A 19,865-nucleotide genomic window follows, 5' to 3' on the forward strand; every position below is an offset into this window, starting at 1 on the left:
GTGCGGAGGAGGGAAGCCAAAATCATAGCACCTCGCATACGTCTGGTGCATAATGCAATACTAGAATCTTATGTCTTATGCAGGACTTCGGGAGAGCTCAATGTACCAACATATCACCGTCCCGGCCGAGGGCCAGAAAATCGGCGTCAACGCCGACCTGTCGCTCGCGGTGCCGGATAATCCGATCATCCCTTTCATCGAGGGCGACGGCACCGGCATCGACATCACGCCGGTGATGATCAAGGTCGTGGATGCGGCGGTGGCCAAGGCCTACGGCGGCAAGCGCAAGATCAGCTGGATGGAAGTATTCGCCGGCGAGAAGTCGACCAGCGTGTACGGCCCGGACGTGTGGCTGCCAGAAGAGACGCTCGACGCGGTCAAGGACTATGTCGTGTCGATCAAGGGCCCTTTGACCACGCCGGTCGGCGGCGGCATCCGATCGCTCAACGTGGCGCTGCGCCAGCAGCTCGACCTGTACGTCTGCCTGCGCCCGGTGCGCTATTTCACCGGCGTGCCGTCGCCGCTGAAAGAACCGGAAAAGACCAACATGGTCATCTTCCGCGAGAACTCGGAAGACATCTACGCCGGCATCGAGTACCAGCAGGGATCCGACGGCGTCAAGAAGCTGATGGATTTCCTGGTCAAGGAAATGGGCGTGACCAAGATCCGCTTCCCCGAGACCTCGGGCCTGGGCATCAAGCCGGTGTCGATCGAAGGCACCGAGCGCCTCGTGCGCAAGGCGATCCAGTACGCGATCGACAACGACAAGCCGTCGGTGACGATTGTCCACAAGGGCAACATCATGAAGTACACCGAAGGCGGCTTCCGCGACTGGGCGTACGCGCTCGCTGCGAAGGAGTTCGGCGCCGAGCTGATCGACGGGGGCCCGTGGATGAAGTTCAAGAACCCGAAGACCGGGCGCGATATCTGCATCAAGGATTCGATCGCCGACGCCTTCCTGCAGCAGATCCTGCTGCGCCCGATCGAGTACAGCGTCATCGCGACGCTGAACCTGAACGGCGACTACATCTCCGACGCGCTGGCCGCTCAGGTCGGCGGCATCGGCATCGCGCCGGGCGCCAACATGTCCGACACGGTGGCGATGTTCGAGGCGACCCACGGCACCGCGCCGAAGTACGCCGGCAAGGACTACGTCAACCCGGGCTCCTTGATCCTGTCGGCCGAGATGATGCTGCGCCACATGGGCTGGATCGAAGCGGCGGACCTGATCATCGCCTCGATGCAGAAGTCGATCGCGTCGAAGAAGGTCACCTACGACTTCGCGCGCCTGATGGAAGGTGCGACGCAGGTATCGTGCTCCGGCTTCGGCGAAGTGATGATCGAAAACATGTAGATTTGTTCCCTCGCTCGGCTGAAAAGCCCCGGTTCCTTGATGGAGCTGGGGCTTTTTGCATATTGAAGCGTGCGCGCCATTCGGATACCTATAATTGACAAATGCTTTTCTCCGGGAGGCGGAAGTGAACGACAAAACGAGTGGGAAAGTGTTCCGTATCGATGAGGCCGGTCGGCATCTTGCCGAGTTGGTGAGGGCGGCGGGTCAAGCGCCGGTTAGTATTGGCGACGACGGGAAGGCGGCTGCGTATCTGATTTCCGCGCACGACTTCGACGTGATGCTCGCCCACATGGAAGAAATCACCGACGCCCTTTGGCTCTCGCGGGCGGAACTGGCCGAGCAGGGAGGATACGTGGAGGGTGATGCTTTGGCGTTGATAGTTGGCAGGCTCGAGGAGATCGAAAATGCTGCTGTTGACGCTCAGCAAGGAGGTTGAAAAATTCCTGTTCTCGCTGCCGCCGAAGCAATTCAAACAGGTCTCGGTATCAATGCTGAAACTGATGAGTGAACCGAGTCCGCACGACAGCGCGGCGTTGAAGGGCGCGCGCCGCAGAGAGCGCAGGGTCGACATCGGGGAATACAGGGCGATCTACCGCGTTGAGGATGGCGTAATTCGGATCGTGTTGATCGGCAAGCGAAACGATGACGAGGTGTATCGTCGATACGCACGTAAGCCCTGAAGGGCCAGACGAAAAAAAACCCCGCCAGTTGGCGGGGTTTTTTACATTCGGGTTTGCTTAAGCAGCCTGGATGTTGGAAGCTTGCTTGCCTTTAGGGCCTTGCGTGACTTCGAATTGAACTTTTTGACCTTCTTTGAGGGTCTTGAAACCGTTCATGTTGATTGCGGAGAAGTGTGCGAACAGATCCTCGCCGCCGTCATCTGGAGTGATGAAGCCAAAACCTTTGGAATCATTGAACCACTTAACTGTACCTGTTGCCATAAAAAGAACTTTCAAAAAAAACCAATCACACGAGCCATAAAAGCAAGAAGCTTCTTGCCCCCTCCTCAGCCTGCTCACTTCTTATCAACAAGTACATAAGTACCGTCGATAGATGCATTGTTGGCGGAATGACTATTGAAGTCAAGCGCTTTTGGATTGGTATTGATTCTTTTGCCACAGTGGGTTCAAAGCAACTCTTGATTTTCCCAAACGGGTCGCCATCTGCGCATCAGGCGGAAAACGCGTAAGATGGAAAACAAATGTAAATGCCCTGATCTTTACGCATTGCATCACCATTGAAAGCATTAGAATAAAGCGTATGGCAACCAAGCAAGATACCGAGCAACTACTGGAGCGGCAAGTCGTCAAGCCGCCACCTTTGTACCAGGTGGCCCTGTTGAACGACGACTACACGCCGATGGAATTCGTTGTCGCCATCATCCAGGAGTATTTCAACAAGGATCGGGAAACGGCAACGCAAATTATGCTTTCGGTTCACCGTCACGGCAAGGGAGTGTGCGGCGTGTTTTCCAAAGATATCGCGTGTACCAAAGTCGAGTTTGTATTAACGCACGCACGTAAGGCAGGGCACCCCCTGCAATGCGTGATGGAGGAAGTATGATTGCGCAGGAACTGGAAGTTTCCCTACACATGGCCTTTGTCGAAGCACGGCAAGCACGGCATGAATTTATTACCGTTGAGCATTTGCTGCTGGCGCTCCTCGACAACCCATCCGCCGCGGAAGTCCTGCGCGCCTGTGCGGTCAATGTCGACGATTTGCGCAAGACGCTGACCAACTTCATTGGCGACAACACCCCGACCGTGCCCGGCACGGGCGAGGTCGACACCCAGCCGACGCTAGGCTTCCAGCGCGTGATCCAGCGTGCCATCATGCACGTGCAGTCCGCCTCGAACGGCAAGAAGGAAGTCACCGGTGCCAACGTGCTGGTGGCCATCTTCGGCGAAAAGGATTCGCACGCGGTGTACTACCTGCACCAGCAGGGCGCCACCCGCCTGGACGTGGTCAACTTCATTTCGCACGGCGTGCGCAAGGACCAGCAGGCCGAATCGCAAAAGACTTCGGAAGGCGTGGAAGAAGCGCAGGTCGAAGGGCAGCCGAAGGAAAGCCCGCTCGACCAGTTCACCCAAAACCTGAACAAGGCCGCGGCCGAAGGCAAGATCGATCCGCTGATCGGGCGCGAGGACGAAGTCGATCGCGTCATTCAGATCCTGTGCCGCCGCCGCAAGAACAATCCGCTGCTGGTCGGCGAAGCCGGCGTGGGCAAGACCGCGATCGCCGAGGGCCTGGCCTGGCGCATCACCCAGGAAGACGTGCCTGAAATCCTGCAGAACGCCGTCGTGTATTCGCTCGACATGGGCGCGCTGCTGGCCGGCACCAAGTACCGCGGCGATTTCGAGCAGCGCCTGAAGGCCGTGCTCAAGCAGCTCAAGGAAACGCCGCACGGCATCCTGTTCATCGACGAGATCCACACGATCATCGGCGCCGGTTCGGCGTCGGGCGGCACCTTGGACGCGTCCAACCTGCTCAAGCCTGCGCTCGCCAACGGCCAGCTCAAGTGCATCGGCGCGACCACCTACACCGAGTTCCGCGGCGTGTTCGAGAAGGACCACGCTTTGAGCCGCCGGTTCCAGAAAGTGGACGTCAACGAGCCGAGCGTCGAGCAGACCATCCAGATCCTGCGCGGCCTGAAGTCTCGCTTCGAGGAGCACCACGGCGTCAAGTACTCGTCGTCGGCGCTGTCGACCGCGGCCGAACTGGCTGCGCGCTTCATCAACGACCGCCACCTGCCCGACAAGGCGATCGACGTCATCGACGAAGCCGGCGCCGCGCAGCGCATCCTGCCGAAGTCGAAGCAGAAGAAAACCATCGGCAAGACCGAGATCGAGGACATTATCGCCAAGATCGCCCGGATCCCGCCGCAAACCGTCAACCAGGACGACCGCAGCAAGCTGCAGACCATCGACCGCGACCTGCGCAACGTGGTGTTCGGCCAGGACCCTGCGATCGACGCGCTGTCGTCGGCCATCAAAATGGCGCGCGCCGGCCTGGGCAAGACCGACAAGCCGATCGGCTCCTTCCTGTTCTCCGGTCCGACCGGCGTCGGCAAGACCGAGGTGGCCAAGCAGCTCGCCTTCATCCTCGGCATCGAGCTGATTCGCTTCGACATGTCCGAGTACATGGAGCGCCACGCGGTGTCGCGCCTGATCGGCGCGCCGCCGGGTTACGTCGGTTTCGACCAGGGCGGCCTGCTGACCGAAGCGATCACCAAGAAGCCGCACGCGGTGCTGCTGCTGGACGAAATTGAAAAAGCCCACCCGGACATTTTCAACATCCTGCTGCAAGTGATGGACCACGGCACGCTGACCGACAACAACGGACGCAAGGCCGACTTCCGCAATGTGATCATCATCATGACCACCAACGCGGGCGCGGAAAGCCTGACAAAGCGCTCCATGGGCTTCACCGAGTCGAAGGCTGCCGGCGACGAGATGGCCGACATCAAGCGCATGTTCACGCCGGAGTTCCGCAACCGGATCGACGCGACCATCAGCTTCCGTGCGCTCGACGAGGAGATCATCCTGCGCGTCGTCGACAAGTTCCTGATGCAGCTGGAAGAGCAGCTGCACGAGAAGAAGGTCGAAGCCATCTTCACCGAGAAGCTGCGCAAGTTCCTGTCGAAGAAAGGGTTCGACCCGCAGATGGGCGCGCGCCCGATGGCGCGCCTGATCCAGGACATGATCCGCAAGGCGCTGGCCGACGAGCTGCTGTTCGGCCGCCTGGTCAACGGCGGACGTGTCACGGTCGACCTCGACGACAAGGACACGGTGTTCCTCGAGTTTCCGGAGAGCGACGCCTTGCCGCCGCCCGCGCCGGCCGAGACGGTCGAAATCGAGTAAGCAGCAACGCTTCCAAAAGCCCGCGCCAGTCGCGGGCTTTTTTTTCTGCGATCGGGGTCAGGTCCTGCGAACCTGACCCCATTTTCAGCGCCGCTGTCAGCAGATTTTATTTGCATATATGCACATCCACCGCGATGGGTGTTATGGCAAACTCATGCTCTCCCGCAACCAGACTGCCCCGCGCCATGATTCTGTCCCGCACAACCCTCGCTCTCTCGCTGGCGCTGGCCGCCGGCCACGCCTTCGCCGCCGAACCCTACTTCCGCTTCCCCTCGATCCGCGGCGACACCGTGGTCTTCACCGCCGAGGGCGACTTGTGGCGCACCACGACCGCAGGCGGCAAGGCACAGCGCCTGACCACCCATCCGGCCGCCGAGACCCACTCGTCGATTTCCCCCGACGGCAAATCGCTCGCCTTCGCCGCCTCCTACGAAGGCGCGCAGGAAGCCTACGTGATGCCGCTCGAAGGCGGCCTGCCCAAGCGCATCACCTTCGACAATGGCGGCGTGCTGGTCGTCGGCTGGACCCCGCAGGGCGAGGTCCTGGTCAGCACCGAGCACGCGACCGGCCCGCTGCGCCAGCGCATCGTCGTCGCCATCGAGCCATCGACCATGAAGCGCCGCGTGCTGCCGCTGGCCGAGGCCAACGACGCCACCCTCGACGACAGCGGCCGCTGGGTCTACTTCACGCGCATGGGCCTGTCGATGACCGCCGATAACGTGCGCGCCTACCGCGGCGGCGCCCACGCGCAGTTGTGGCGCTACGACCTGCAAGGCAAGGGCGAGGCCCAGCTGCTGTTCAAGGACGACGCCAACAACCGCCGCCCGATGTGGTGGCAAGGCCGCCTGTACTTCATCAGCGACGCCGGCGGCGCCGACAACATCTGGTCTTCGCTGCCCGACGGCTCCGACCGCCGCGCCCACACCCACCACAAACAGTGGGATGTGCGCAGCGCCTCCCTCGGCGACGGCCGCATCGCCTATCAGCTCGGCGCCGACATCCACGTGCTGGATCTGGCGGGCGGCGCCGACAGCGTCATCAAGGCCACGCTGATGTCCGACTTCGACCAGCAGCGCACGCGCCTGGTTCGGCCGGCGCTCGAGGCGCTCACCAGCATCGAACCGGCCAGCAAGGCCGAACGCATCGTGCTGACCGCGCGCGGCCGCGTGACGGTGGCCGGCGCTGACGGTCAGCGCCGCGTCGACATCGCCATCCCCGACGGCGCGCGCGCCCGCGCCGCCGTGTTCAGCCACGACGACAAATGGGTCTACGCGATCGTCGACACCACCGGCGAAAACGAGATCTGGCGCTACGCCGCCGACGGCTCCGGCCGCGGCGAGCAGCTGACCCGCGACGGCGCCAGCCACCGCCTCAACCTGTACCCGTCTCCCGACGGAAAATGGCTCGCGCACACCGACAAGCATGGCCGCACCTGGCTGCTCGACCTGGCCGCGCGCACCAACGTCATCATCGACGACGCCGGCAAGAGCGGTTTCGACACCTCCGACGAGGTGGTGTGGTCGCCGGACAGCCACCACATGGCGTTCGTGCGCGCCGGCAGCGACGCGCAGCGCCGCCAGATCGGCATGTTCAACGTCCAATCGAAGCAGCTCGCCTTCGTCACCACCGACCGCTATTCGGCCAGCTCGCCGGCATTCGCGCCCGATGGCAAATGGCTGTACTTCCTGTCGTCGCGCCACTTCAACCTGGCCAACGGCTCGCCATGGGGCGACCGCAACATGGGACCGGTGTTCGACAAGCGCGTGGGCGTGTACGCGCTGGCGCTGCAGGCTGGCGCGCGCTTCCCGTTCAAGCCCGACGACGAGTTGAGCAAGCCGGAAGCCAAAGCGGAAGAGGGCAAGGAGAAGGAGGCCGACAAGGCCGCGCCCAAAAAGCCGGAGTCGCCATCGGTCGCCTACGCCGGCCTGAAGGACCGCCTGTTCGAAGTGCCGATCGAGCCGGGCAATTACAAGAAGCTGGAAGTGGACGCCAAGCGCCTCTACCTGCTCGATGGCGAAGACGGCAAGGGCGTCCTGAAGACGCTCGCCATCAGCCGGACGTCGCCCAAGCCTGAAATTTTCGTCGCCAACGTGCGCTCGTTTGCGCTGACGGGCGACCGCAAGCACGTCTACTATCGCACCGCCGCCAGGTCCGGCCCCGGCGACCTGATGATCGTCGATGCCGGCGCCAAGCTGCCGGCCGACGTATCGAAGGCAAAGATTACGGTCGACGATTGGGCGATTCGCGTCGATCCGCGCCTGGAATGGACCCAGATGTTCAACGACGCCTGGCGCATGCACCGCGACTTCCTGTACGACTCGAACATGCGCGGCGTCGACTGGAACGCGGTGCGCACGCGTTACGCGCCGCTGGCCGCGCGCGTCACCGACCGCGCCGAACTCGATGACGTCCTCGGGATGATGGTGGGCGAGGTCGGCGCGCTGCACTCGCAGATTCGTCCCGGCGACGTGCGCAAGCCGGCGTCGGAAGGCACCGCCGCGGGACTCGGCGCCGTGCTCACGCGCGTGGCCGACGGCTACCGCGTCGACCGCATCTATCGCGGCGAGCCGGAGCTGCCGTCCGAACGCGGCCCGCTGGCCGCGCCCGACGTCAACGTCAAGGAAGGCGACATCCTCACCGCCATCAACGGCAAGTCGCTGGCCGAGGCGCGCGACATCGGCGACCTGCTGCTGAACCAGGCCGACAAGCAGGTCCTGCTGCAGGTGAAGACGCCGGGCGGCGCCCCGCGTTCGGTGATGGTCACGCCAGTGTCGATGGCGCGCAACGGCAACCTGCGCTACTCGGACTGGGAGCAGGGCCGCGCCGACCAGGTCGAGAAGGCCTCCAAGGGCAAGATCGGCTACCTGCACCTGCGTGCGATGACGCCGAGCGACATCAACGCCTTTGCGCGCGACTTCTACGCGAACGTCAACCGCCAGGGCCTGATCATCGACGTGCGCCGCAACCGCGGGGGTAACATCGACAGCTGGATCATAGAGAAGCTGCTGCGCAAGTCGTGGGCGTTCTGGACCTCGCACGGCAGCCTGCCGTCGCCGAACATGCAGGGCACCTTCCGCGGCCACCTGGTAGTGCTGGTCGACGAGCTGACCTACTCCGACGGCGAGACCTTCGCCGCCGGCGTCAAGGCCCTCAAGCTTGGCCCGCTGGTCGGCAAGCGCACCGCCGGCGCCGGCGTGTGGCTCAGCGACGGCAACGCACTGATGGACAACGGCATGGCGCGCGTCGCGGAGTTCACGCAGTTCTCGGCGCAGGGCGAATGGCTGATTGAAGGCGTCGGAGTGACTCCGGACGTCGAAGTCGACAACCTGCCGCACGAAACCTTTGCGGGACGCGACCGCCAGCTGGAAGTCGCGCTGGAGCTGCTCGACAAGAAGATCGCCGAGCAGCCCGTCGCGCCGTACAAGCCGCGCGACATTCCGGCCCTCGGAAAATAGGGCGCGGCAGCGACAGAATCGGGGTCAGGTCCCGCGGACCTGACCCCAGCCGTTGGGCCGCGCCGCCTGCTAAATCGCGGCCAGCGCCCTCGTCAAGTCCTCGCGCTGGTCCTCGACGTGCTCGACGCCGACCGACAGCCGGATCAGCGTGTCGCTGATCCCGAGCTGCGCGCGCTGTTCTGCAGGGATGGTCGCGTGGGTCATCAGGGCAGGGTGCTCGATCAGGCTCTCGACCCCGCCCAGGCTCTCGGCCAGCGTGAAGACGTGGCAGCGCTCCAGGAAGCGGCGCGCACCGGCCAGGTCGGTCTCGAGTTCGATCGAGATGATGCCGCCGAAGCCGTCCATCTGCCGCTTCGCCAGCGCGTGCTGCGGATGCGATTCGAGTCCCGGGTAGTACACCTTGCGCACCTTCGGTTCGCGTTCCAGCCACTGCGCCAGGTCGAGCGCATTCGAGCAGCTGCGCTCCAGCCGCAGCGCCAGCGTCTTTATCCCGCGCAGCACCAGGAAGCTGTCGAACGGCCCCTGGATCGCGCCCACCGAGTTTTGCAGGAAGCCGAGCCGCTCGGCCCATTCCGCCTGGTGCGGCTCGCCGCCCACCACCGCGACCCCGCCGATCACGTCCGAGTGACCGTTCATGAACTTGGTCGTCGAGTGCACCACGATGTCGATGCCAGCTTCTAGCGGCCGCTGCACGATCGGGCTGGCGAAGGTGTTGTCGCAAACGGTAATGATGCCGCGCGCGCGGCAGATGTCCGCGATCGCCTTCAGGTCGGCCAGCTTGAGCATCGGATTGGTTGGCGATTCCACCCACACCATGCGCGTCTCGGGCTTCAGCGCGGCCATCAGCGCCTCGGGATTCGACAGGTCGACGTAAGTGAAATCGTGTCCGGCGCTGCGCCGGCGCACCCTTTCGAACAGCCGGTAGGTGCCGCCGTACATGTCGTCGCCGGCGACGATGTGCGAGCCATGCTCCAGCAGTTCCAGCACGGTGGAGATGGCCGCGAGTCCGGAGGCAAACGCGAACGCGCGGGATCCGCCTTCGAGGTCGGCCACGCAGCGTTCCAGCGCCCAGCGTGTCGGGTTGTGCGAACGCCCGTAATCCAGTCCCTTGTGCACGCCGGGACTCTCCTGCACGAAGGTGGAGGTGGCATAAATTGGCGGCATCACGGCGCCAGTGGCGGGATCTGGCGCCTGTCCGCCGTGGATGACGCGGGTGGCAAGATGCTGTTTTTTGTCGGTCACGATAAATTCCTGCGCAAGTGGTTAAGTAGGTCGAAGCGGGTGATGAGACCGTAGAACCGGTCGCTGTCGGAGATCACCGCGGTCAGCCCGCGATCGAGGATGCCGCGCAGCTGCTGCATGCTGGCCGACGGCGCCAGCGTCTGAAGCTGCGCCGTCATCGTCGACGACACCGGTCCGCTGAAGCCGCCGCCGTCGGCGGTGATGTGCAGCAGCAGGTCGGACTCGTCGATGATACCGGCGAGCTTGCCGTTGTCAATCACGGGAAGCTGCGCCAGGTCGGCGCTGCGCATGCGGTTGAAGGCGGTGAGCAGGGTGTCGGTCGGCGCCACAGTGACCACATCGCCGCCATCGTAGCGGCGCCCGATCAGGTCGCGCAGGTCGCCGAGCAGGGGGCGCGTCAGCAGGCCCTGGTCGAACATCCAGCCGTCGCTGTACACCTTGCTCAGGTAGCGCGTGCCGGTGTCGCAGACGAAAGTGGCCACGCGCTTCGGCGTGGTCTGCGCGCGGCAGTAGCGCAGCGCGGCGGCCAGCAGCGTGCCGGACGAAGAGCCGCCGAGAATACCTTCCTCGCGCAGCAGAAGGCGCGCGGTCTGGAAGCTCTCCTCGTCGCTGATCGTGTAGGCCGTGCTCACGCGCGTCATGTCGGCGATCGACGGGATGAAATCCTCGCCGATGCCTTCCACCGCCCACGATCCCGACACTTCCGACACCTTGCCGGTGCGGATGTACTCCGCCAGGATCGAGCCCTTCGGATCGGCCAGCACGAATTCGAGCTCCGAATGGACCTCGGCGAAATAGTGCGACAGTCCGGTCAGCGTGCCCGCCGAGCCGACGCCGACGACGATCGCATCGAGCTTCCGGCTCACCTGGTTCCACAGTTCCGGGCCGGTGGTGTGCTGGTGCGCCAGAGGATTGTTGGGATTGTTGAACTGGTCGGCGTACCATGCGCCCGGGATGTCCTTCGCCAGCCGCGCGGCGACGTCCTGGTAGTACTCGGGATGCCCCTTGCCGACGTCGGAGCGGGTCAGGTGGATCTCGGCGCCGAGCGCCTTCAGGTGCAGGATTTTTTCGACCGCCATCTTGTCGGGCACCACCAGTACCACGCGGTAGCCCTTGATGCGCGCCACCAGCGCCAGGCCGATGCCGGTGTTGCCGGCCGTCGCTTCGACCACGGTGCCGCCCGGTTTCAGGCTACCGTCGTTTTCCGCCGCGGTGATCATCGCCAGCCCGATCCGGTCCTTGATCGAGCCGCCGGGGTTCTGGCATTCGAGCTTGAGGAACAGCCGGCAGGGGCCGGTGTCGATGCGGGTCACTTCCATGACCGGGGTGTTGCCGATTAGGGAGAACAGTGCCGCTTGCGATGCATGATGCATAGTTGCCTCCAGTGGCCGCGATGACGCACCTCGTGAGCGCGGCCAGCGGCATTGTCATCGTGAAATCACGAACTAGGATTCTGCGCCGAAACCGATTTGTGCGCATTGACACCGCTGTAATATAGTTCCTCTCGAAGAAATGGCTACCCGAAATTTTCTCGCAGGATCAGGAATTTTCTCGGAGGCGCCGCCACAGTGTTGTGCGGCTGATCCCCAGGTACTCTGCGGCCTCATCGCGCTTGCCGCCAAAGCGCGCCAGCACCTCCTGGATGGACTCCGTACGCGCTGGCGCTGGAGGTTCAGGCAGCGTCGTCTGGCGTCCCAGTTCCGGCGCCACGCCTGACACGAAGCTTGGCGTCAGCGCCTGCAGCGGCTCGGCCGCCAGGTACAGCGCAAGGCGCTGCATCAGGTTGCGCAGCTCGCGCACATTGCCGGGCCACTCGTAGCGTTCCAGCAGCGTCGCGCAGGCGCCGATCTCCGCGTGCAGGTTCGGATGCGGCCGCGCTCCGAGCGCCGCCAGCGCGTTCTTGAGCGACCACTCGGCCAGCGCCGTGATGTCGCCGCGCCGCTCGCGCAGCGGGGGCAGGGCGATGCGCAGCACCGCCAGCCGGTAGTACAAATCGGCGCGGAAGCGTCCCTCGCGCACGCGCGCCTCCAGGTCGCAATGCGTCGCGCTGATGACGCGCACGCTGACCGGCACCGGGCGCGTTCCGCCAACCCGCACCACTTCGCGCTCCTCCAGCACCCGCAGCAGGCGCGTTTGCAGCGCCAGCGGCATCTCGCCGATCTCGTCGAGGAACAGCGTGCCATGGTTGGCCGCCTCGAACAGGCCCGCGTGCCCGCCGCGGCGCGCGCCCGTGAAGGCGCCTTCCTCATGGCCGAACAATTCCGACTCCAGCAGCGACTCGGCTACCGCACCGCAGTTCACCGCGACGAACGGCCGGTTCGCGCCCAGCCCGCGAGGACCCTCGCGATGGATCGCCTGTGCCGCCAGCTCCTTGCCGGTGCCGGTTTCGCCTTCGATCAGCACCGTTGCCGGCGATTTCGCAAACAGCACGACGCCCTGGCGCAGCTTCTCCATGGACGCCGACTCGCCGCGCAGGTCCGCCAGTCCGTGCCGCGCGCGCAGCGTGTCCGCCACCACCGTGCGTCGGCTGCGATTGGCTTCGCGCTGCGTCTGTCGCGCCATCTCCAGCGCGTCGTCGAACGCCTGCCGGATCGACGCGGCCGAATACACGAACACTCCGGTCAGACCAGCTTCCTCGGCCAGGTCGGTGATCAGCCCCGCGCCGACGATCGCCTCGATACCAGCCGCTTTCAGCTCGTTGATCTGCGCCCGCGCGTCTTCCTCGGTCACGTAGGTGCGCTGCGCGATCGGCACGCCGAAGGTCGCGCTGAACTCGGCCAGCTGCGGCAGCGCTTCCTGGTAAGTGATCACGCCGATGCGGTCCGACACCCGGCGCGCGCGCGCCAGCGCCTGCATCATGTCGAAGCCGCTGGCCTTGGCGATGACCACCGGCGCCGACACCCGCCCCTTCAGGTAGGCCGCGTTCGATCCGGCCGCGATGATCACGTCGCAGCGCTCGCCGGCCATGCGCTCGCGGATGGCGCGCGCGGCCTCGTCGAAGCCGAGATTGACCGGCTCGATCGACGCGAGGTGGTCGTATTCGAGCGTGATGTCGCGGAACAGGTCTGACAGGCGCGAGACGGAAACGGTCCAGATAACTGGCCGGGCCTCGGCTTCTTGGTTTGGATAGCTCATGTTCCAATTATACGTTTCAGCGTGAAACGTGTTGCAACGCGGCCTTGTGCGGCAGTCCCGAACCCATTGAATATATCAATAGTGCCAAAAATACCACGCACCAATCCGGGCGAAGCGAGTCTAATAAGCTTATCCAACACAATGGAGGGCTCTATGGAAACCCGGAAAATCGTCATTGCCTGCCAGGGCGGCGGCAGCCACGCCGCCTACGCCGCCGGCGCACTCAAGCGGTGGCTTCCGCTCATCGAGAAAAGCGATCGCGATCCGATGAAACTGGTCGGCATCAGCGGCACTTCCGGCGGTGGCCTGTGCGCTTTGCTGGCCTGGTATGGCTTGCTGCAGGGCGGCGCCGACCAGGCCTGCCGCAAACTGGAAGCGTTCTGGGATTCCAACTGCGCACAATCGCTCGGCGAAACGCTGTGGAACGGCGCGGCCATCGCCGCCACCGGCGCGCTGCCATTCGAGCTCGCGTTCAGCCCTTACGCCTCGCCTTTGCGCGACGGCGTGAAGCTGCTGACCTCCACCTGGCCGCAATGGGCCGACACGCTCGGCCCCTTCAACGCTTGGGGGCGCGGCGACTACTTCCAGCTCGATCGCCTGATTTCACAGCAGGTCGATTTCGACCTGGTCGCCGCGCTCGGCGCGCTGCTCGGCGTGTCGAAGGATATCGCGCGCTGGCGCGAGGCCGACGTCCAGTCGCGCATGAAGCCCCCGCTCGCTCCGGAGGACAACGAAATTCTCAAGCAGCAGCTCGCAGCGCGAATCCGCGAGAATGTCGCCAAACAGCCGGCCGAAATCAGACGCCGGATGAGCCCCGCCGGTTTTCCCCACGGGTGTCCGCTCGACGTCGCGCTGAACCGATGGTCGCACGACGTGGCGACCGACCCGACCTCGTTCGACACGCTGGACGCCGCCGGCACGACGCTGATGGCGCAGATTCCGCACTTGCTGATCGGCGCCGTCGACGTCAGGGACGGCGAATTCGTCGCCTTCAGTTCCGAGCGCGCAGCCTCCGACGGTGGCATTTCGCTGCAGGCGGTGCTGGCCTCGGCCGCGCTGCCGTGGATGTTCGAAGCGGTTGAGGTTCCATTCATTGGCCCGGACGGGGCCACAACCAGGCGCAGCTTCTGGGACGGCCTGCTCTCGCAAAACCCGCCGGTCAAGAACTTCCTCGCCGGCGTCGAGGACACGCGCGTGCCCGCCGAGCTGTGGGTCTTGCAAATCAATCCGCGCGATTTCGACGTCGAGCAGCTGAAATTCGATATCGTCGATCGCCGCAACGAGTTGTCCGGAAACCTGTCGCTGAACCAGGAGATCGCGTTCATCGAAGCGGTCAACAAGCGCATCACGCGCGGCGACGACCGCAAGCACCAGCCGGTGCAGGTCCACCGCGTCATCCTGGACCGTTGCGCGATCGAGAAAACCGCCCCGGTCAAACTCAATGCCTTGTCCAAGTCCGACCGCAGCCCGATCCTGAAGGACGCGCTGATGGCGCATGGCGAGACGCAGGCGCAGCGCTTCTTCCGCATGCGCGACGCCTTGAAACTCGCCGGCGGCCACCTCGACGGCCACTCCCGCACCGACGCATTCGCGGTCCTGCGCAATGTGAAGGATCAATCCGGCGACGCGGCGCTGCGCCTGAACTTCGATCAGACGATCCTGCCCACGTCGGCCATTGTCGATAATTCGACCTTGCGGGCGACGGCGCTGTGGCACGCGCGCGGCATTGTCGACGAAGCCGCAGGCGTCCAACTGGAGGGCGCGATCGATTTCCTGATCGACGACTTCAGCGATCCGATCGACGTGCTGGAGATGCGCATCACCGAAGTGAAAATGGAGAAGGGCGCGCCCCGCGCCGACTTGCCCGCCGTCCCGCCCCGCGGCGACCGTCCGCCATCGAAGGGACGCCGGATGTAGAATGGCGCGTCCGACGGCAATTCACGGCGTTTCGTTTGTTTCACATTGAAACGCCGCTTGAAACACTCGGGCCGACATGATGATTATGCAATATTTTGCATAATCTTGATTTCAAAGGACTTCTTCAGCCGGGCCGCTGCGGCGAGAGCACGCTGGCCGCTGGCACGCCGCTTGCAATGTAAGCCCTGATGCAGTTCGATGAAACATACCAGGAGAATACGATGAGAGAATCCCGAGGCGCGTTGTTCCGCCGCGCAGTCGCCGAAGAATCGCCGTTGCAGGTGGTCGGCACGATTACCGCGTACACCGCGCGCATGGCCGAACAAACCGGCTACAAGGCGATCTACCTGTCCGGCGGCGGCGTCGCGGCCAACTCGCTCGGCATGCCGGACCTCGGCATCAGCACCATGGACGACGTCATCACCGACGCCCAGCGCATCACCGACACCTGCGGCCTGCCGCTGATGGTCGACATCGACACCGGCTGGGGCGGCGCCTTCAACATCGCCCGCACCATCCGCCACATGATCCGCGCCGACGTCGCCGCGGTCCACATGGAAGACCAGGTCTCGGCCAAGCGCTGCGGCCACCGCCCGGGCAAGGAAATCGTCAGCAAGGAAGAGATGGTCGACCGCATCAAGGCCGCCGTCGACGCCCGCCACGACGAGAACTTCGTCATCATGGCGCGCACCGACGCGCTGGCCGTCGAAGGCCTGAACGCCGCCATCGACCGCGCCTGCGCCTACGTCGAAGCGGGCGCCGACATGATCTTCCCGGAAGCGATTACCAAGCTCGAAATGTACGGCCAGGTGCGCGACGCGGTCGGCGTGCCCATCCTCGCAAACCTCACCGAATTCGGCGCCACGCCGCTGTTCACGCTCGACGAACTGCGCGCCAACAAGGTCGACATCGCGCTGTACTGCTGCGGCGCCTACCGCGCGATGAACGCGGCCGCGCTGAACTTCTACAAGACGCTGCGCGCCGAAGGCACCCAGAAAAACGTCGTGCCAGCCATGCAGCCGCGGATGGAAATGTACGACTACCTCGGCTACCACGACTACGAGAAGAAGCTCGACTCGCTGTTCGCCCAGGGTAAAGAAAAATAATCACACCGGAGATTTTCAAGATGACTGATAAAGCACCAACCGAAGCCGTCGCATTCAAACCAAAAAAATCCGTCGCCCTGTCCGGCGTCGCCGCCGGTAACACGGCCCTCTGCTCGGTCGGCAAGACCGGCAACGACCTGCACTATCGCGGCTACGATATCCTCGACGTTGCCGACAACAGCGAGTTCGAAGAAATCGCCTACCTGCTGGTGCACGGCAAACTGCCGAACGCCGCCGAACTGAAAGCCTACAAGACCAAGCTGAAAGCGCTGCGCGGCCTGCCGCAGGTAGTCAAGTCGGCACTCGAAGCGCTGCCTGCCGCCGCCCACCCGATGGACGTGATGCGCACCGGCTGCTCCGCGCTCGGTTGCGCGCTGCCGGAAAAGGACAGCCACGACATGCCGGGCGCGCGCGACATCGCCGACCGCCTGATGGCGTCGTTCGGCTCGATGCTGCTGTACTGGTACCACTTCAGCCACAACGGCAAACGCATCGAAGTCGAGACCGACGACGATTCGATCGGCGGCCACTTCCTGCACCTGCTGCACGGCGAGAAGCCGTCCGAGTCGTGGGTCAAGGCGATGCACACCTCGCTGATCCTGTACGCGGAACATGAGTTCAACGCCTCGACCTTCACCGCGCGCGTCATCGCCGGCACGGGTTCCGACATCCACTCGGCCATCACCGGCGCGATCGGCGCGCTGCGCGGTCCGAAGCACGGCGGCGCCAACGAAGCCGCGCTGGAAGTGCAGGAGCGCTACGAGAACGCCGACGAAGCCGAAGCCGACATCCGCCGCCGCGTCGAGAACAAGGAAGTCGTGATCGGCTTCGGCCATCCGGTCTACACCATCTCCGACCCGCGCAACAAGGTGATCAAGGAACTGGCGCGCAAGCTGTCGCAGGAAGCCGGTTCGACCAAGATGTTCGACATCGCCGAGCGTCTCGAAACCGTCATGTGGGACATCAAGAAGATGTTCCCGAACCTCGACTGGTTCTCCGCCGTCTCGTACCACATGATGGGCGTGCCGACCTCGATGTTCACGCCGCTGTTTGTCATCTCGCGCACCTCCGGCTGGTCGGCGCACGTGATGGAGCAGCGCATCGACAACAAGATCATCCGCCCGAGCGCGAACTACGTCGGTCCGGAAGACCTGAAATTCGTGCCGATCTCGGAACGCAAGTAACCTGGTAATAGAACATGATGAACACCCTGAACCGCAAACCACTGCCCGGCACGTCGCTGGACTACTTCGACGCCCGCGCCGCGGTCGACGCGATCACGCCCGGATCCTGGGACAAGCTGCCGTACACTTCGCGCGTGCTGGCCGAGAACCTGGTCCGCCGCTGCGATCCCGACACGCTGAACGCCTCGCTGCGCCAGCTGATCGAACGCCGCCGCGACCTCGACTTCCCGTGGTTTCCGGCTCGGGTTGTTTGTCATGACATCCTCGGCCAGACCGCGCTGGTCGACCTGGCCGGCCTGCGCGACGCCATCGCCTTGCAGGGCGGCGATCCGACCCTGGTCAATCCGGTGGTGCCGACCCAGCTCGTGGTCGACCATTCGCTGGCCGTCGAATGCGGCGGCTTCGACCCCGACGCCTTCGACAAGAACCGCGCCATCGAAGACCGCCGCAACGAAGACCGTTTCCACTTCATCGACTGGACCAAGAAGGCGTTCAAGAACGTCGACGTGATCCCGCCGGGGAACGGCATCCTGCACCAGATTAATCTCGAGCGCATGTCGCCGGTCGTGCAGGTGAAGGACAACGTGGCCTTCCCGGACACGCTGGTCGGCACCGACTCGCACACGCCGATGGTCGATGCGCTGGGCGTGATCGCCATCGGCGTCGGCGGCCTGGAAGCGGAAAGCGTCATGCTCGGCCGCGCCTCGTGGATGCGACTGCCCGATATCATCGGCGTCGAGCTGACCGGCAAGCCGCAGCCCGGCATCACCGCCACCGACATCGTGCTGGCGCTGACCGAATTCCTGCGCAACCAGAAGGTCGTCTCGTCCTACCTCGAGTTCTTCGGCGAAGGCGCCGCCAACCTGACCTTGGGCGACCGCGCGACCATTTCCAATATGGCGCCCGAATTCGGCTCCACCGCCGCGATGTTCTACATCGACGAGCAGACCATCAAGTACCTCAAGCTGACCGGCCGCGACGACGAACTGGTCAAGCTGGTCGAGACCTACGCCAAGGAAACCGGCCTGTGGGCCGACAGCCTGAAGAGCGCCGAATACGAGCGCGTGATCAGCTTCGACCTGTCGTCCGTGGTGCGCAACATCGCCGGCCCGTCGAATCCGCACAAGCGCGTGCCGACCTCCGAGCTGGCCGCGCGCGGCATCAGCGGCGTGGTCGAGAACGAGCCGGGCCTGATGCCCGACGGCGCCGTCATCATCGCCGCCATCACCAGCTGCACCAACACCAACAACCCGCGCAACATGATCGCCGCCGGCCTGATCGCGCGCAACGCCAACCGCCTCGGCCTGCAGCGCAAGCCGTGGGTCAAGTCCTCGCTGGCGCCAGGCTCCAAGACCGTCGCGCTGTACCTCGAAGAAGCCGGCCTGATGCCGGAACTGGAGTCGCTGGGCTTCGGCGTCGTCGCCTTTGCCTGCACCACCTGCAACGGCATGTCCGGCGCGCTCGATCCGGTGATCCAGCAGGAGATCATCGACCGCGACCTGTACGCGACCGCCGTCCTGTCGGGCAACCGCAACTTCGACGGCCGCATCCATCCGTACGCCAAGCAGGCCTTCCTGGCTTCGCCGCCGCTGGTGGTGGCCTACGCGATCGCCGGCACGATCCGCTTCGACATCGAGAAGGACATCCTTGGCTACGGCGCCGACGGCAAGGCGGTGCGCCTGGCCGACATCTGGCCGTCCGACGAAGAGATCGACGCCGTCGTCGCCTCCAGCGTCAAGCCGGAGCAGTTCCGCAAGGTCTACATCCCGATGTTCGCCAAGCAGCACGACGACGGCCTGAAGGTCAGCCCGCTGTACGACTGGCGCCCGCAGACCACCTACATCCGCCGTCCGCCGTACTGGGAAGGCGCGCTGGCCGGCGCGCGCACGCTCAAGGGCATGCGTCCGCTGGCGATCCTGGGCGATAACATCACCACCGACCACCTGTCGCCGTCGAACGCCATCATGCTCGACAGCGCGGCCGGCGAGTACCTGGCCAAAATGGGCCTGCCGGAAGAGGACTTCAACTCCTACGCGACGCACCGCGGCGACCACCTGACCGCGCAGCGCGCCACCTTCGCCAATCCGACCCTGAAGAACGAAATGGTCAAGGAAGACGGCAAAGTAAAAGCCGGTTCGCTGGCCCGCATCGAGCCGGAAGGCCAGGTCGCCCGCATGTGGGAAGCCATCGAAACCTACATGGAGCGCAAGCAGCCGCTGATCATCATCGCCGGCGCCGACTACGGCCAGGGTTCGTCGCGCGACTGGGCCGCCAAGGGCGTGCGCCTGGCCGGCGTCGAGGCGATCGTCGCCGAAGGCTTCGAGCGCATTCACCGCACCAACCTGGTCGGCATGGGCGTGCTGCCGCTCGAGTTCAAGCTCGGCGTCAACCGCATCACGCTGGGCCTGGACGGCACCGAGACCTTCGACGTGATCGGCGAGCGCATGCCGCGCGCCGACCTGACCCTGGTGATCACCCGCCACAACGGCGACACCGAAGAAGTGCAGGTCACCTGCCGCCTCGACACCGCCGAAGAAGTGTCGATCTACGAAGCGGGCGGCGTGCTGCAGCGCTTCGCCCAGGACTTCCTCGAATCGACGAAGGCGGCATGA

General features: G+C 64.4%; 14 protein-coding genes. 10 read left to right on the forward strand and 4 right to left on the reverse strand.

Translation table 11 applies throughout. The annotated features are described in order from the left end of the window. Nucleotides 1–100: 100 nt before the first annotated feature. From icd to AC1D02_RS03170, 3 genes are all read left to right on the forward strand, one after another. Entirely contained in the window at nucleotides 101–1,354 is a 1,254-nt protein-coding gene (gene icd / locus AC1D02_RS03160) for an NADP-dependent isocitrate dehydrogenase (protein WP_477313599.1), read from the forward strand. Between the two features lie 124 nt (nucleotides 1,355–1,478). Beyond that, nucleotides 1,479–1,790 carry a hypothetical protein gene (locus tag AC1D02_RS03165; protein WP_477313602.1) on the forward strand — a complete coding sequence of 104 codons (312 nt, stop codon included), beginning with the start codon at nucleotides 1,479–1,481 and terminating at the stop codon, nucleotides 1,788–1,790. Further along, on the forward strand, nucleotides 1,759–2,034 hold the full coding sequence (locus tag AC1D02_RS03170) for a type II toxin-antitoxin system RelE family toxin (protein WP_477313604.1): 276 nt from the start codon (nucleotides 1,759–1,761) through the stop codon (nucleotides 2,032–2,034). Before AC1D02_RS03165 ends, AC1D02_RS03170 begins: the two co-directional genes overlap by 32 nt. Before the next feature lie 57 nt (nucleotides 2,035–2,091). Here the strand turns inward: AC1D02_RS03170 and cspE are convergent, their stop codons facing one another. After that, on the reverse strand, nucleotides 2,092–2,295 hold the full coding sequence (cspE, locus tag AC1D02_RS03175; RefSeq protein ID WP_010395943.1) for a transcription antiterminator/RNA stability regulator CspE: 204 nt from the start codon (nucleotides 2,293–2,295) through the stop codon (nucleotides 2,092–2,094). A 319-nt stretch (nucleotides 2,296–2,614) separates the two neighbouring features. Between cspE and clpS the strand changes: the two genes are divergently transcribed. The 3 genes from clpS (at nucleotide 2,615) to AC1D02_RS03190 (ending at nucleotide 8,669) form a co-directional block, all read left to right on the forward strand. Next, nucleotides 2,615–2,917, forward strand: a complete 303-nt coding sequence (clpS, locus tag AC1D02_RS03180) for an ATP-dependent Clp protease adapter ClpS (RefSeq protein ID WP_305509342.1) — start codon at nucleotides 2,615–2,617, stop codon at nucleotides 2,915–2,917. Continuing rightward, the gene (gene clpA / locus AC1D02_RS03185; protein WP_477313608.1) at nucleotides 2,914–5,214 is read left to right on the forward strand and encodes an ATP-dependent Clp protease ATP-binding subunit ClpA; all 2,301 of its coding nucleotides are present in this window, start codon (nucleotides 2,914–2,916) and stop codon (nucleotides 5,212–5,214) included. The genes clpS and clpA overlap by 4 nt, the downstream gene beginning before the upstream one ends. A gap of 185 nt (nucleotides 5,215–5,399) precedes the next feature. Further along, on the forward strand, nucleotides 5,400–8,669 hold the full coding sequence (locus tag AC1D02_RS03190) for a S41 family peptidase (protein WP_477313610.1): 3,270 nt from the start codon (nucleotides 5,400–5,402) through the stop codon (nucleotides 8,667–8,669). A 69-nt stretch (nucleotides 8,670–8,738) separates the two neighbouring features. Here the strand turns inward: AC1D02_RS03190 and AC1D02_RS03195 are convergent, their stop codons facing one another. From AC1D02_RS03195 to prpR, 3 genes are all read right to left on the reverse strand, one after another. Then, on the reverse strand, nucleotides 8,739–9,911 hold the full coding sequence (locus tag AC1D02_RS03195; RefSeq protein WP_477313612.1) for a trans-sulfuration enzyme family protein: 1,173 nt from the start codon (nucleotides 9,909–9,911) through the stop codon (nucleotides 8,739–8,741). Then, the gene (locus AC1D02_RS03200) at nucleotides 9,908–11,284 is read right to left on the reverse strand and encodes a pyridoxal-phosphate dependent enzyme (protein WP_477313614.1); all 1,377 of its coding nucleotides are present in this window, start codon (nucleotides 11,282–11,284) and stop codon (nucleotides 9,908–9,910) included. Before AC1D02_RS03200 ends, AC1D02_RS03195 begins: the two co-directional genes overlap by 4 nt. A 166-nt stretch (nucleotides 11,285–11,450) precedes the next feature. Continuing rightward, nucleotides 11,451–13,046, reverse strand: a complete 1,596-nt coding sequence (prpR, locus tag AC1D02_RS03205; RefSeq protein ID WP_477313616.1) for a propionate catabolism operon regulatory protein PrpR — start codon at nucleotides 13,044–13,046, stop codon at nucleotides 11,451–11,453. Nucleotides 13,047–13,199: 153 nt separating this feature from the next. Here prpR and AC1D02_RS03210 point away from each other — a divergent pair, with 153 nt between their 5' ends. The 4 genes from AC1D02_RS03210 (at nucleotide 13,200) to acnD (ending at nucleotide 19,865) form a co-directional block, all read left to right on the forward strand. Then, a complete protein-coding gene (locus AC1D02_RS03210) occupies nucleotides 13,200–14,963 on the forward strand; it encodes a patatin-like phospholipase family protein (RefSeq protein WP_477313618.1) in 1,764 nt (587 codons plus the stop codon). Nucleotides 14,964–15,184: 221 nt separating this feature from the next. Next, nucleotides 15,185–16,069, forward strand: a complete 885-nt coding sequence (gene prpB, locus AC1D02_RS03215) for a methylisocitrate lyase (protein WP_477313620.1) — start codon at nucleotides 15,185–15,187, stop codon at nucleotides 16,067–16,069. Nucleotides 16,070–16,089: 20 nt separating this feature from the next. Further along, the gene (prpC, locus tag AC1D02_RS03220) at nucleotides 16,090–17,253 is read left to right on the forward strand and encodes a bifunctional 2-methylcitrate synthase/citrate synthase (RefSeq protein WP_477313622.1); all 1,164 of its coding nucleotides are present in this window, start codon (nucleotides 16,090–16,092) and stop codon (nucleotides 17,251–17,253) included. Nucleotides 17,254–17,270: 17 nt separating this feature from the next. Beyond that, a complete protein-coding gene (gene acnD / locus AC1D02_RS03225) occupies nucleotides 17,271–19,865 on the forward strand; it encodes a Fe/S-dependent 2-methylisocitrate dehydratase AcnD (RefSeq protein WP_477313995.1) in 2,595 nt (864 codons plus the stop codon).

It is taken from the genome of Massilia sp. P1_C10, assembly GCF_056406475.1.

What these genes read in the sequence shown, in the direction of transcription:
- acnD (WP_477313995.1), top strand. Translation starts at nt 17,271, where the DNA reads ATGAACACCCTGAACCGCAAACCACTGCCCGGCACGTCGCTGGACTAC.
- prpR (WP_477313616.1), bottom strand. Translation starts at nt 13,046, where the DNA reads ATGAGCTATCCAAACCAAGAAGCCGAGGCCCGGCCAGTTATCTGGACC.
- AC1D02_RS03210 (WP_477313618.1), top strand. Translation starts at nt 13,200, where the DNA reads ATGGAAACCCGGAAAATCGTCATTGCCTGCCAGGGCGGCGGCAGCCAC.
- AC1D02_RS03170 (WP_477313604.1), top strand. Translation starts at nt 1,759, where the DNA reads ATGCTGCTGTTGACGCTCAGCAAGGAGGTTGAAAAATTCCTGTTCTCG.
- AC1D02_RS03190 (WP_477313610.1), top strand. Translation starts at nt 5,400, where the DNA reads ATGATTCTGTCCCGCACAACCCTCGCTCTCTCGCTGGCGCTGGCCGCC.
- clpA (WP_477313608.1), top strand. Translation starts at nt 2,914, where the DNA reads ATGATTGCGCAGGAACTGGAAGTTTCCCTACACATGGCCTTTGTCGAA.
- prpB (WP_477313620.1), top strand. Translation starts at nt 15,185, where the DNA reads ATGAGAGAATCCCGAGGCGCGTTGTTCCGCCGCGCAGTCGCCGAAGAA.
- cspE (WP_010395943.1), bottom strand. Translation starts at nt 2,295, where the DNA reads ATGGCAACAGGTACAGTTAAGTGGTTCAATGATTCCAAAGGTTTTGGC.
- AC1D02_RS03200 (WP_477313614.1), bottom strand. Translation starts at nt 11,284, where the DNA reads ATGCATCATGCATCGCAAGCGGCACTGTTCTCCCTAATCGGCAACACC.
- clpS (WP_305509342.1), top strand. Translation starts at nt 2,615, where the DNA reads ATGGCAACCAAGCAAGATACCGAGCAACTACTGGAGCGGCAAGTCGTC.
- icd (WP_477313599.1), top strand. Translation starts at nt 101, where the DNA reads ATGTACCAACATATCACCGTCCCGGCCGAGGGCCAGAAAATCGGCGTC.
- prpC (WP_477313622.1), top strand. Translation starts at nt 16,090, where the DNA reads ATGACTGATAAAGCACCAACCGAAGCCGTCGCATTCAAACCAAAAAAA.